The sequence below is a fragment of the Streptomyces sp. KR80 genome (genome assembly GCF_052245555.1).
Taxonomy (GTDB): domain Bacteria; phylum Actinomycetota; class Actinomycetes; order Streptomycetales; family Streptomycetaceae; genus Streptomyces.
In genome coordinates this window covers 20,178-32,976 of record NZ_JBQQCD010000027.1, presented here as the reverse complement: position 1 = coordinate 32,976, position 12,799 = coordinate 20,178, and the positions used below count along the sequence as shown (strand labels likewise).

General features: G+C 70.1%; 10 protein-coding genes and 1 pseudogene. 4 read left to right on the top strand and 7 right to left on the bottom strand.

The genetic code is table 11. From position 1 onward, the window contains the following. Positions 1 to 151 precede the first annotated feature (151 nt). The gene (locus tag ACTWQI_RS27080) at positions 152 to 3,394 is read right to left on the bottom strand and encodes an NACHT domain-containing protein (protein WP_443274378.1); all 3,243 of its coding nucleotides are present in this window, start codon (positions 3,392 to 3,394) and stop codon (positions 152 to 154) included. 521 nt (positions 3,395 to 3,915) lie between these two features. Between ACTWQI_RS27080 and ACTWQI_RS27075 the strand changes: the two genes are divergently transcribed. The 3 genes from ACTWQI_RS27075 to ACTWQI_RS27065 all read left to right on the top strand — a co-directional run bounded on the left by ACTWQI_RS27075 (position 3,916) and on the right by ACTWQI_RS27065 (position 5,818). Then, positions 3,916 to 4,638, top strand: a complete 723-nt coding sequence (locus ACTWQI_RS27075; RefSeq protein ID WP_443274377.1) for a M23 family metallopeptidase — start codon at positions 3,916 to 3,918, stop codon at positions 4,636 to 4,638. A gap of 123 nt (positions 4,639 to 4,761) precedes the next feature. Next, on the top strand, positions 4,762 to 5,265 hold the full coding sequence (locus ACTWQI_RS27070; protein ID WP_443274376.1) for a helix-turn-helix transcriptional regulator: 504 nt from the start codon (positions 4,762 to 4,764) through the stop codon (positions 5,263 to 5,265). 55 nt (positions 5,266 to 5,320) lie between these two features. Then, complete coding sequence (locus ACTWQI_RS27065) at positions 5,321 to 5,818, top strand: VOC family protein (protein WP_443274375.1); 498 nt, start codon at positions 5,321 to 5,323, stop codon at positions 5,816 to 5,818. Here the strand turns inward: ACTWQI_RS27065 and cseC are convergent. From cseC to ACTWQI_RS27040, 5 genes and pseudogenes are all read right to left on the bottom strand, one after another. Then, positions 5,802 to 7,268 (bottom strand): annotated as a pseudogene (gene cseC / locus ACTWQI_RS27060) (two-component system sensor histidine kinase CseC); the annotation flags it as partial. The gene ACTWQI_RS27065 and the pseudogene cseC sit on opposite strands and share 17 nt — an antisense overlap. A 63-nt stretch (positions 7,269 to 7,331) precedes the next feature. Then, the gene (gene cseB, locus ACTWQI_RS27055; RefSeq protein WP_443274374.1) at positions 7,332 to 8,039 is read right to left on the bottom strand and encodes a two-component system response regulator CseB; all 708 of its coding nucleotides are present in this window, start codon (positions 8,037 to 8,039) and stop codon (positions 7,332 to 7,334) included. 9 nt (positions 8,040 to 8,048) lie between these two features. Beyond that, entirely contained in the window at positions 8,049 to 8,681 is a 633-nt protein-coding gene (locus tag ACTWQI_RS27050; RefSeq protein WP_443274373.1) for a hypothetical protein, read from the bottom strand. Further along, complete coding sequence (locus ACTWQI_RS27045) at positions 8,669 to 9,223, bottom strand: SigE family RNA polymerase sigma factor (RefSeq protein ID WP_443274414.1); 555 nt, start codon at positions 9,221 to 9,223, stop codon at positions 8,669 to 8,671. The genes ACTWQI_RS27050 and ACTWQI_RS27045 overlap by 13 nt, the downstream gene beginning before the upstream one ends. Positions 9,224 to 9,480: 257 nt before the next feature. Then, positions 9,481 to 10,380, bottom strand: coding sequence for an A/G-specific adenine glycosylase (locus ACTWQI_RS27040; protein ID WP_443274372.1), 900 nt, complete (start codon positions 10,378 to 10,380; stop codon positions 9,481 to 9,483). A 475-nt stretch (positions 10,381 to 10,855) separates the two neighbouring features. Here ACTWQI_RS27040 and ACTWQI_RS27035 point away from each other — a divergent pair, with 475 nt between their 5' ends. Further along, positions 10,856 to 11,644: a hypothetical protein gene (locus ACTWQI_RS27035; RefSeq protein ID WP_443274371.1), complete on the top strand. Its 789-nt coding sequence runs from the start codon at positions 10,856 to 10,858 to the stop codon at positions 11,642 to 11,644. A gap of 15 nt (positions 11,645 to 11,659) precedes the next feature. Here the strand turns inward: ACTWQI_RS27035 and disA are convergent, their stop codons facing one another. Beyond that, positions 11,660 to 12,718, bottom strand: coding sequence for a DNA integrity scanning diadenylate cyclase DisA (gene disA / locus ACTWQI_RS27030; protein WP_443274413.1), 1,059 nt, complete (start codon positions 12,716 to 12,718; stop codon positions 11,660 to 11,662). Between the last annotated feature and the right edge of the window lie 81 nt (positions 12,719 to 12,799).

Here is a 12,799-nt window from a genome sequence, read left to right as displayed (position 1 = left end):
GCGCTCGCTGGGTGCGTGACACGGTGTTAACGGGCCACATCTGGCTGAAAATCGCCCCTCGGGAAACGATCGCGGACCGCCGAGGGTTGGCTGGGAGCCGTCGGTCACGGATCTCCGAGGCCGGAACGACTCAGGGCTAAGCCGTGTGGTCTCAGGACCGAGGGCGGGGGGTGATGCGGATGGTGGCCGCGGGGAGGCTGCTGGTGCCCTTCGGCGGGGCCGTGTTGGCCAGATGAACCTCATCGAGTCTGGGCAGTGCGGCCAAGGGCGAAAGGTCGATCGCAGGTAGTCGGTCCGCTGAGCCGTTCACGACGAGGTGGCGCAAGTCAGGGAAGGCGACCGCGATGGTCTGCAGAAGCCCTGTGAGGTCATCGCCGGCATCCAGCGCGGTGACCAATAGCGTGCGCAGTGTCGGCATGTGAACGCTCGGCGGAATGCCGATCGGGGAGCCCACGCGCTGGCACGCGACTCCAAGGCTCTCCAAGGCAGGAAGGGCTGAGATTTCTTCCCAATGCGCAGGTGTCAGGTGGTCCGTCAGCTTCACAAGACCGAGGTGCTTGAGGGTGGGCCAGGCGGTTACTCCGAAGATGTCGTCGCCCACTGGGTCAGCCAGGGTCAGTGACTCCAGTGGCGCCTCAAGGCGAAGAGCACCCAGCCCTGTTCTCGGCAGCCGGTGGTAGAGGTGGAGATGCCGCAGCCCGGAAAGCACCGACAGGCCGGTCGGCAGCGGCGACAGTGAGTCAGAGAATTCGCCGGTCGCCAATGCCCGGAGGGGAAGATGCGCCAAGGGCGACAGATCCGAGACGCCTCGGCAACCGTAGAGATCAAGCGACTCCAGCTCGGTGAAGCCTCTCAGGAAGCGGAGGCTGTGAATCTGAGGATTGTCCCAGATCCAGAGGTGGGTGAGATTCGGGTCGAGGTGCTCGAGGAGTTGCTGTGGGCTGAATGCTCCCCGTACGTGCATGCGGGGTCGCCCACCCAACTCCTTGAGGATTCGCAGTTCTGCTGACGTCGTGGCCACGAAGTACAGCTCGTCGTCGGGGAGATGGCGGATGACTTCGTCCGCGTAGCGCGCCGTTTCGAAACGGTGCCAGGTCCAGGCGAGTTCGGATCGCACGCCCAGCGAAGGGTGATTCCGGAATCGTTTCAGAAGGGGGATCGCCGCGTCCGTGCCGACTTGAGAGGCCGCGTTGACCACGTTCAGTGCTTCGTCTTCGAGTAGACCCTCGGGGCCGGGCAGCAGTTCCAGAACGATCGGACCGATCGCGGCGAGCGCGCGCGCTTCCTGTGGACTGCGAGGCGGAATGAGGTTCGCCGCTCTCTCCTCGACGGCTCTCCGGACCGCCGGATCGAGCTCTGTGGCGTGCTCCAGGCAGGCCATGGCCAGAAGGCGGACGCGCGTGCGCACGGCCCGGTCCTCGGTCCTGTCGCCGTGGGCGACCAGCTCCCGGAGGATGTCGGCCCGTTCTCGCGGGCGGGCGTGGGCGACGGACATGCGGATGACGTCCTCCCACTGGCTGTCGGCCGCGTTGTTGACGAGCAGGCCGATGTCCCAGTTCTCCACGGCAGCCTTGGCGCCGAGGTAGTCCTGGAAGGTCCGGTGGACGAAGTCCACCGCGCCGGAGGTGGGTTCGCGGAGCAGGCCGCTGCGGACCAGCAGATGCCGGAAGATCTGGTCCGCGTCCCCCTGGGACCCGGCCGAGGGGACGTACGGCAGCGCCTCGGCGATGATGCGCTCGGCATGGGCACGGTCCAGTTCGGTGCGGCCGTTGCGGATGAGCCAGTACGCGAGCCGCTGGAGGAGCTGGATCTGAGGTTCCTCGCTCAGCTCGATGCCGCCCGGACCGCACATGTCGCGCTCCCGGTCGCGGCGGGAGAGCAGCATGGACAGCGCCGCGTCGTACAGTTCCTTGCGGCCGTGTGGGAGATAACCGCGGCGATCGCGGTGCAGGGCGCAGATCAGCCCGCACATCAAGGGGTTAGTGGCAAGGCGGCCGAGGTCCTGCTTGGTCCGGACGGCCTCCAGCAGCGACTGCTCGTACCCGTCGAGGCGGTCCGTATCGGCGGTGTCGAATCGGGCGGCCGCGTGCCAGCGCCGGATGAAGGCAGCCACGTCGTCGCGGCTCATGGGGGAGAGCGTCAGCTCGGTGAAGCCGTCGGAGGCGAGCCACTCCTCGCGCACGGCGGAGGGGCGGGAGGTGACCAGCCACAGATTGCCGGGGAAGGCGCCCAGCAGATCGCGCAGCCAGTGGCGGGTGCGTTCCCGTTCGCGCTCCGGAATCTCGTCGATGCCGTCGACGAGGAGGAGCCCGCGGCCTGCGGTGAGCACTCGGTCGGCCCAGCCCCTTGGTTGAGCCCCCGCGACCGGGCAGTTCACGGCCGCGAGGAAGCGGTCGGGTGTGGGCAGGCCGGTGCTGCCGCGGATCAGGGTGCGCAGGGGAAGGACGAAGGGGATTCGGTTGCGGAGGTGAGCGAGGTGGTCGTCGTACGACTGCTGGGCGGTCGTCACGGCGAGCCACTGGATGAGGGTGGTCTTCCCGGAACCCGCGACGCCGCGGAGCAGTACCCGGTCGTGCCCGCTCAGAGCTTGATCGGCGGGGACGGGCGCGCCCCAGGATGCGACGGGCGTGGTGGTGTCGTACCGGGCCACCTCGTCGTGTGCCCACTGCGGTGGCTCGGAGGCGAACGTCGCCTCCAGGCTCAGATAGGCCGCGTCAAGCGGCCACCGCTCGGGCGAGTTGGCCAGGTCGATTCCGTAGATCGTGACTTGCCCGTGCTTCTTCGCGATGTAGCCGAGATAGCGCGTCTCGAAGGCGGCGTCGTCGGCGTCGGCCCGGCGCGTACGCGCGATGAGCTCGTCGACGCGGGCCGTCAGCGCGGTCAACTCGCGGCTCTGGTCCACCAGCGTGCGGGCCACGAACGTCGATCGCTGGGTGAAGAAGTGCAGGATGTGCAGGCAGGCGGTGTCGACCAGGGTGCGGTGGAAAGAGGTTGCGTCCGCTGACAGGTCCGCTATTCCGCGGGTGTTGGACGACTGAAGGCGAGCGGAGAGGTCTCGCGGGCCCAGCTGTACGGCCTGGACGTCGTCCATGTCGAGGTCGCCGAGCCCGTGGAGCGTACGGGCCAGGGCCTGGACGACTGCCTCGCGCTCGCTCTCCGGCAGGCGATCATGAGGGCCGGCGGCCTGTACGCCTCGTTCGACCAGATCGGCTGCCAGCTTGGATAAGTCCTTCTCCGTGAGCGTGCGCTTCTCTCCCCTGAAGGAGACGAGGCCGGAGATCCGCACCGGCTTGTCGACCAGACCGGCGCCCGGGCCGTCGGTGACGAACAGCTTCTTGATCAGCGGTGCGACGGCGCTCGAAGCGAGACGAGCGCCGATGACTGCGGGATCCACGTCCCAGGCCCCCGGCGGCGGTGCGTACAGAACACGGCGTGCAGCTACTGCTGGGCGCCAGCGTAGGGGTAGTGACCGCTCGTGGGTGCCGGGTCGTGAAACCGCGGTCGGTGGCAATGCGGCCGAAGCATTTGGATCTTGTAAAGAGGTGACGTGCGGCACGTGGCCTGGCTCACTTACTAGGCACCGTAGGAGCACTCGCACTCCGTCTTCGGGGCAGTTGAAGCCGGCGGCGCATTTCGTCGTCGGCGGTCATGGAGACGGCGCCTGAGAATGCAAGGAGCCCACGGCCTGGATGCCATGGGCTCCGGGCTCGCGGACCTCAGCCACCGGCGATGTACGGGTTCGACAGCCGGAGCGGGGGCGTTCGACGCGGGGCGAAGCCGGACATTTCCGAGAGCGCTGCTACGGCACGGGCTAGTAGAAAGCCCGTTTTGTGCCTCGGCGAACGCGGGTTACCAAGGATGAGCGATCCCGGAGGGGCTCTCCGGGATTCATTCATGTCTTGGAGGAAACGCCGTATGACGAAGCTCGCCCAGAAGATCAGCACCCCGAGCACGCACATCCTTCGCCGCCGCGCCGCCGTTGTGGCCGCGGGGCTGGGGGGCGCGCTCGTGCTGGGAACCGGGGTCGCGCTCGCCACGGCGGGTGACCCCGCTCCCCAGAGCGACATCGCCGCGGTGCAATCGGCCGACTCGCTCTCCCAGGCTGTGCGGAAGCAGGCCGAGGGTCAGAAGAAGGCCGCCGCCGCCCAGGCCGCCGCAGAGAAGCGAGCGGCCGCCGTGGCCGCCGCCGACCGCAAGAAGCGAGCGGCTCTGAAGCCCGCGGCGCCGGCTCCGGCGGCCTGGGTCAAGCCGGTGGACAACTACATCAAGGGCTCGACCTTCGGTCTGGGCGGCAAGATGTGGTCCAACAAGCACTCCGGCCAGGACCTCGTGGTGCCGAGCGGCACGTCGGTCAAGGCCGTGCACGCAGGTACCGTCGTCGACGCGGGCTGGGGCGGCGCGTACGGCAACAACATCGTGATCAAGCACGCCGACCGCACCTACACCCAGTACGCCCACCTCTCGGTGCTCGGCGTGCAGGCCGGCCAGACCGTGACGACCGGCCAGGAGATCGGCAAGTCCGGGAGCACCGGTAACTCCTCGGGCCCCCATCTGCACTTCGAGACCCGCACCGCGCCGGACTACGGCTACGCGATCGAGCCGCTGAAGTTCCTGCGCGACAAGGGCGTCCTCATGTGAGACCCGCTGACGTCAGCTCACCGCCCCGGGTGAGGCGCTGACGTCATGGGGCTCCCCTGTGACATCGAGAACGGCTCTCCCGAGCCAGGAGCCGATGTCAGTGGGGCGTGCCAGCATCGACACATGACCACACCTCCGGGCACGGCGCATTTCGCCCAGCTGCGGCAGCTGCGCCGTGCCAAGGACGCGATGGACCGCGACTGGGCCGAACCGCTCGACCTGGACGCGGTCGCCGCGCATGCCGGGTACTCCCGCTATCACTTCGTCCGCGCGTTCAAGGCCGTCTACGGGCAGACGCCGGGGCAGTACCTCAGCCGGCGCCGGATAGAGCGAGCCGAGGAGCTGCTGCGTACGGCGGATCTGACCGTCACCGAGATCTGCACGCTCGTCGGTTTCACCAGCCTGGGCACGTTCTCCACGAGCTTCAAGAAGCAGACGGGTATGCCCCCGAGTGACTACCGCAGTCGGCACGTGGGGCGGGGAGCAACACTCATACCGGGTTGCTATGCGCTGCTGTGGTCCGGCGGCTTCAAAGGGCTGGAGCAGCGTGCGCGCGATCGCGGTCGGGGCGGCGGACCGGACCCGGAAGGTCGCCGACAGGACCGCAATTCTGGAGAAGCCCCGTGAACGCGGCGCTGTCTACGGTGGCAGGGCAACGCCGGAATCCCCCGAGGAGATCATGATGATCAAGGGACTTGCCATCGCCACCGTCTGGGTGCTGGACCAGGACCGGGCCAAGGAGTTCTACACCGAGAAGCTGGGCCTCGAGGTCCGGACCGACATGACCATGGGCGAGGGCGGCATGCGCTGGCTCACCGTCGGTGCCAAGGACCAGCCGGACGTCGAGCTGACCCTCATGGTCCCCGGCCCGCCCGGACTCGACCCCGAGTCCGCCGAGGCGATGAAGAAGCTGATCAGCAAGGGCGTGCTCGGTGCGGGCGTCCTGGCCACCGACGATGTACGCGCCGATTACGAGGTGCTCAAGGCTCGCGGGGTGGAGTTCCTGCAGGAGCCCCAAGAGCGCCCGTACGGCATCGAGGCGATCTTCCGCGACGACTCGGGCAACTGGTTCTCCTTCACCCAGCGCCGTGAGCAGCTCGACTTCGGCAAGGGCTGGGGCGACTGCGTCGACGAGAGCGCGCCCGCGGACACCACCGAGGGCCCTACTCCGGGAGCGTGAGTACGGGGATGTTGCCGGTGTCCGTCGGTGCGGACTCCGGCAGCCAGAGCACGGCGACGGCACCAGTGGCTCCCGTGCTGTCCGTGGCTTCCGAGCCGCGCCAGCCGTCCGTGGTTCCCGAGTCCTGGGACACGGCGTCCTGGGACCCGCTGTCCTGAGACACGGCGCCGTCCTGCCCGCACCCGCTGTCCGCCGAGGCGCCCGGTGCGCCGTCCGGGCAGGCCGTGCCCGCGTGGGCTCCTGCGCCGTCGGGACCCACGTTCCGGAAGGTCAGCCGGGCGCCGAGCACGCGCGCCTGACCCGCGGCGATCGTCAGCCCCAGCCCGTGGCCCTTGCCGGCCCGGTCGTCGCTGCCCGTACGGAACCGGCTCGGCCCGTCGGCCAGCAGCTTCGTCGGGAAACCGGGCCCGTGGTCGCGTACCCGCAGCACCCGTCCGTCGACCGTGACCTCGATGGGCGCGCGGCCGTGTTTGGCGGCATTGGCGAGCAGGTTGCCGAGGATGCGCTCGAGCCGCCGTGGGTCGGTGGTCGCGTACGCGTCCCGGGCGATCCGTACGGTGGCGTCCGGGGCGAGGACCCGCACCCGCCGGGTGACGAACTCACCGAGCGCCACCTCCTGCAGCTCGGCCCGCTCCGCGGCGCTGTCCAGCCGGGCCACCTCCAGCACGTCCTCCACCAAGGTGCGCATCGCCTGCGCCCGGTCTCGTACGAGCTCGGTGGGGCGGCCCGGCGGCAGCAGCTCGGCCGCCGTGAGCAGTCCGGTCACCGGCGTGCGCAGCTCGTGGGCGATATCGGCCGTCACCCGGCGCTCGGCCTCCAGCCGCTGCTGCAGCGCGTCGGCCATGGCGTCCACGGCCCGGGCCAGCTCGTCGGTCTCGTCCCGCACCCGGCCGCCGATCGCGTCCCTGACGCGGACGTCCGTGTCGCCTTCGGTGATCTTGCCGGCGGCGGTCGCGGCCTTCCGCAGCCGCCGGGAGAGCTGCACCCCGATGAGCACGCCCAGCGCACAGCCGCCGAGCACGACGGACGCGGAGCCGAACAGCAGCGTCCGCTCGAGACCGGCGAGGACGGCGTACCGGTCCTCGAAGCGGGAGTGGATGGACAGCACCCTTCCGTCCGACAGCGGCACCGCGGCCCAGACCTCCGGAGCACCTTCTTCGTCGTCCTCCAGGTACGTGGCGCGCTGGCCGTCGAGCGCGGCGGCCTTGAGCGCCGGCGGCAGCGCAGGGTCGTCGATCTTCGAGTCGAACGGCGGCCGTCTCGTGGACTCGTAGATCCGCTGGGCGTACTTGATCCGTTCATCCTGTACGTCCCGGCTGCTGTCGAGCATCGAGACGCGAGCGGCGTTGTGTACGACGAGGCTGAGAATCACCGCGACGAGCGTGCTGACGGTCGCGATGGCGATGCTGAGTTTCCACCGGATGCCGGTGCGCAGGGCGGGCCTTCTCACCGGCGGTCCCCCTGCGGGCGGGACCGGCGGAGCGGGCGGGTCGGCAGGTCGATACGCACCGCATCAGCCCTTGAGCTTGTAGCCGAAGCCGCGGACCGTCTCGATCCGGTCCTGCCCGACCTTGGCGCGCAGCCGCTGCACATGCACGTCCACGACCCGGGTGTCGCCGCCCCACCCGTAGTCCCAGACCCGCTCCAGCAGCCGGTCGCGCGACAGCACGGTGCCGGGCGTGGCCGAGAACTCCAGCAGCAGCCGCATCTCCGTCGGCGTCAGGCCGACCGGCTCGCCGCCCTTGCGGACCTCCATGCCCTCCGTGTCGACCTCCAGGTCCCCGAAGCGCAGCGGCTCGCCGTCCGCACGTCCGTCGCCCTCGCCGCCGTACGAGCCGCCTGCTCCGCCCGCCTGCTCGAAGCGGCGCAGTACGGCGCGGATCCGGGCCATCAGCACCGCGCCGTCGAAGGGCTTGGTCACGTAGTCGTCGGCACCGGCCTCCAGGCCCAGCACGACGTCGATCGAGTCCGCGCGCGCCGAGAGCATGATCACGGGGACGGTCGACTCGTCGCGGATCCGGCGGCAGAGGCTCACCCCGTCCAGACCCGGCACCATCACGTCCAGCAGGGCGATGTCCGGCCGGTTCGCGCGGAACTTCTCCAGCCCCGTCAGCCCGTCCGGCACGGCTGTGACCTCGAACCCGTCCCGCTCGAGCGCGAGCTGAGTCGCCTCACGAATGACGTCGTCGTCCTCGACGAAGAGCACGTGGGTGTCGGCCATCTGCTGCCCTCAGCGCTCAGGCTCGGGGGACGGCTCGCCGCCGTTCACCCTGCCGTAGTCGTTGCGGGTCTTGTCGTGCACGGCGAACCTGCCGCCGTCCCAGCGGTACGTGGTGACCTCCTCGCCCGAGGGGTAACTCACCGGGTCGCCCGGGGCGTACACCTGCCGGGTGACCTCCAGGTCTCCCTTCGAGATCTCTGCGTAGACGGGCGGCTGCTCGTTCATGAAGACATTTTCGTACGCGTCGCCTTCCGCGTCCTTGGGCCGGTACACATAACTCCCGATACCGATCGCGTCGCCGCAGGTCAGAACATTGATCACGACATCGGGGGCAGCGCCGCCGGTGAGGTTGCCGTACGAGATGTCGACCGGGTACGTGTCCGGGTCCGTGCCGGAGTCGCACGGCTGGATGTCCCGGCGGACCTCGTCGCTGATCGTCGGGTCCTGCTTCAGGATGCCCAACGCCTCGACCTTGTTCGGGCGGGTCGGGGTCGTGGTGGGTGACGGCTGGGTCGGTGAGGCAGGGAGCGCGGGGCCCTCGGTGCGTACGCCCTCGGCGCCCGTACCGCATCCGGCGAGCAACAGGCCGACGGCGGCCGCGAGGACGGCCGCCGTACCACGTGTTCTCGTCAGGCCGCGCACCGCTCCCGCCCCCGCTCGTCATGTTCCAGCTGCCGAGCCTGAAGTTCGCGGCTCTCCAACTCCTGGCGCAGCCGGGCCAGCGCCCGGTGCAGCGTGCTCTTCACGGTACCGGTCGACATCCCCAGGGCAGCTGCCGTTTCCTCGGTGCTCATCTGCTCCCAGTGTCGCAGCACCACCACACTGCGCTGCTTCGGTGCGAGCACCCCCAGTATCTCGATGAGGAGAGCGCGGTCGGCGCGCTGCTCGGTGCCGTCGTCCACGCTGGCGTCCGGGAGCTGCTCGGTCGGGACCTCCTCCAGCTTCCGGGCCCGCCACCACTCGGTGCGGGTGTTGATCATCACGCGCCGGAGGTAGGCGTCCGCGAGCGACTTGTCGGCGATGCCGTCCCAGCGGCCGTAGGTACGGGCGAGCGCGGTCTGCAGCAGGTCCTGGGCGTCGACCGGGTCGGGAACCAGGCGCCGGGCGCTGCGCAGCAGTGCCTCCTGTCGCGTCCGGACGTACTCCTCGAAATCCAGGACCTCGCCGACCTCGCTGCTCGCCATCTCGAACGCCTCCGTTCCGCTCTTGTTGCCCCGTGTCACACCGGTCTCTCCGGCACGGCATGAAGCTACGGAGGAGCTGTAACGGGGCTGTCGTCGCAGCCCCTCGGGAGGCGCACGGCTATCCGTCGGTTGTGTAACAGCTGTCAGTGACCTGGGGTGTGACACCGGCGATTGCGGCCACACCGGGCATACGGGGCCAGCACTCAGTCACTCGCCCCGACTGAGCAGCCAGTGGGTCGGGAGGGTGGCGAGGCGCGTCACCCGAGGGGAAGCCGGTACCGCCTTCCTTCCAGCGGTTCGACCAGACCGTCGGCGACCAGACCGTCCAGGGCACGGGCCCGCTGAACCGGCTCGCTCCACACCGCGTCGAGCACCTCCTGCGGTACGGGCGCCGTGGCCTCCCGCAGCACGGCCAGCAGCTTGCCTCGGACCTGGCGGTCCGTGCCCGCGTACGTCTGGCCGCGGCGCGGCGGACCGTCGTGCACGGGCGAGCCGGCCAGCCGCCAGGCGCACTGCGCGGCGATCGGGCACCGGTGGCAGTCGGGGGTGCGTGCGGTGCAGACCAGGGCCCCCAGCTCCATCGTGGCCGCTGCCCACGCGGCGGCGGTCGGCTCGTCCTCCGGGAGGAGACCGCGGGCGAGGCGGCGCTCCGCGGCGGTCGTCGCGGTCGGTGGGTACTGGGCGCCGGAGACCGCGCGTGCGAAGACCCGGCGGACGTTGGTGTCGAGCACGGCGTGCCGCTGGCCGTACGCGAAGGAGGCGACGGCCGCGGCCGTGTACTCGCCGATGCCCGGCAGTGCGATGAGTTTCGCGTGGTCGCGCGGTACGTCGCCGTCGTGCCGTTCAGTTATCGCGGCGGCGGCCGCGTGCAGGCGCAGGGCGCGGCGCGGGTAACCGAGCCGTCCCCAGGCCCGGACCGCCTCGCCCGGGGGCTCGGCGGCGAGATCGGCGGGGCGGGGCCAGCGGGCGAGCCACTGCTCGTACACGGGGAGTACCCGGCTGACCGGCGTCTGCTGGAGCATGAACTCGCTGACCAGTACGCCCCAGGCGCCTGCCTCGGAGCGACGCCAGGGGAGGTCGCGGGCGTGCGCGCCGAACCAGTCGATGACGGGAGCGTGGAGGTCGGTGCGGGTGGAGTGGGTCGTCGTCGTAGTCATGGCAGAACTGATCCTGACACGGGTCCGCTCGCCGCGGCGGCCGCTCCGCGCGGGGTGTGTTGGGCACCGGGCCGCTCGCTGCGGGGGCCGCTGCGCGGTGGGGGGCGGGTTGGGTGCGGGTCTGCTCGTCGCGGTGGGCGCTCTGCGCGGGGTGTGTTGGGCATCGGGCCGCTCGCTGGGGGGCGCTGCGCGGTGGGGGGCGGGTTGGGTGCGGGTCTGCTCGTTGCGGTGGGCGCTCTGCGCGGGGTGTGTTGGGCCCCGGGCGCCGGTGCGAGGGCTGGCGCCGTGCGTGGGGTGGGCCGGTGACTGGCTGCGGGTCCGCGTGCTGTTACGGGGCATCGCCCGGCGGATTGTCCCGTAGGGGGTGATGCGTGGCTTCGGTTCAGGAGGGTTGCCGGGATGATGATCCGGAAAAGATGTATTGGATGGGGGTGGTAGTGGTAGTCCGCGGGCGGATCTCTCGTAGAGTTTCCGCGTGGGATCTCTGCGCAATCCGATCGGGCCGCTTCCCTCCTCCATTTACTGGCGTCGGAGGGCAGTTGCGCTGTCGGTGGTCGCGCTGCTCGCCCTGCTGATCGTATGGGCCGTCAGTTTCGCCGGCTCGGGCGGCCGGGACAGCGATGGCAAGGGGTCCGACGGCAACGGGCCCGTGGAGTCCATCACGCCCGGCCCCTCCTCGTCCGGACCTGCGATCAGTGAACGGCCCGGTGGTCGCGAGGAGTCGGGGGACACGAGCTCCGGCGGAAACACCGGCGGCAGCAACGGCGGTGACTCCGGCGGCGGTGACGGCGAGGACGGTGGTGACAGCGGGGCGTCCGCTGGAGCCGGCGGGTCCGGGAGCGGTGTCCCGGCCGGTACGAGCCTGCCCGACTGCACCTCTGCCGCAGTGAAGTTGACCGTGCGCAGCGTCAAGAACTCCTACGGCCCGGGCGAGAAGCCGAAGTTCCGGATCGTCGCCGAGAACTCCGCGGGCACGACATGCAAGGTGGACTTCGGCGACAAGGCCGCGGTCATGACGATCACGCTCGCGGGGGACGACGACCCGCTGTGGGCCTCGGACGACTGCCCCGAGCAGGCCGAGTTGCTGCTTCAGGTGCCGGCTCACGGCCAGACCTCGCGGACCGTGGTGTGGGACCGCAAGCCGAGCGAGCCGGAGTGCGCGACACCGTCGGCGAGTTCGGCGAAGCCAGGCACGTATCTGGTCGAGGTCGAGGCGGCGGGCCTGCCGACGGCCCGCGTCTCCTTCGCGCTCCGCCGGGACTGAGCACCCGGACGTGGTTCAGACGTAGCGTTCGAGGATCGAGGACTCGGCGAGCCGCGAGAGGCCTTCGCGCACGGACCGGGCCCGGGCCTCGCCCACGCCTTCGACCGTCTGCAGATCGTCCACGCTCGCCGCGAGCAGCTTCTGCAGACCGCCGAAGTACTCGACGAGCCGCTCGATGACGGTGTTCGGCAGCCGCGGCACCTTCGCGAGCAGCCGGTAACCGCGCGGGGAGACCGCCGAGTCCAGGGCCTCGGGGGAGCCGCTGTAGCCCAGCGCCCGTGCCACGGTGGGCAGTTCGAGCAGCTCGGCGTGGGACAGCGTGTTCAGCTCGACCATCGCCTCGGCCACCGTACGGGACCGCTTGGCGGTCGGTTCCGGCACGTAGTCCCGGGCCACCAGCTCGCGCTCCGGCTCGACTCCCGCGATCAGCTCGTCCAGTTGGAGCGAGAGCAGGCGGCCGTCGGTACCGAGCTCCACGACGTACTCGGCGATCTCGGTGGCGATCCGCCGGACCATCTCCAGGCGCTGAGCGACGGCCGACACGTCGCGGACGGTCACCAGGTCCTCGATCTCCAGGGCGGATAGCGTGCCCGCAACCTCGTCCAGGCGGAGCTTGTACCGCTCCAGCGTCGCGAGTGCCTGGTTGGCGCGGGAGAGGATCGCCGCGGAGTCCTCCAGGACGCGCCGCTGCCCGTCCACGTACAGCGCGATGAGCCGCATCGACTGGCTGACGGAGACGACCGGGAATCCGGCCTGGATGGAGACGCGCTGGGCGGTGCGGTGCCGGGTGCCGGTCTCCTCGGTGGGGATCGAGGCGTCCGGGACCAGCTGCACACCCGCCCGAACGATCTTGGTGATGTCCTTGTCGAGGATCAGCGCGCCGTCGAGCTTGCACAGCTCCCGCAGTCTGGTCGCGGTGAACTCGACATCGAGGACGAATCCGCCCGTACACATTGATTCGACCGTTTTGTCCATGCCGAGCACGATCAGGCCGCCGGTGTTGCCGCGCAGCACGCGCTCGAGCCCGTCGCGCAAGGCCGTACCGGGCGCGACCGCGCTCAGCGAGGCACGCATCAGGCCATCGGAACTCCCGGACTTGCCGGGAGATGCCGTCCGGTCGCTGGCTGCCACTGCACTCCTCCGGTCGCTGATGTG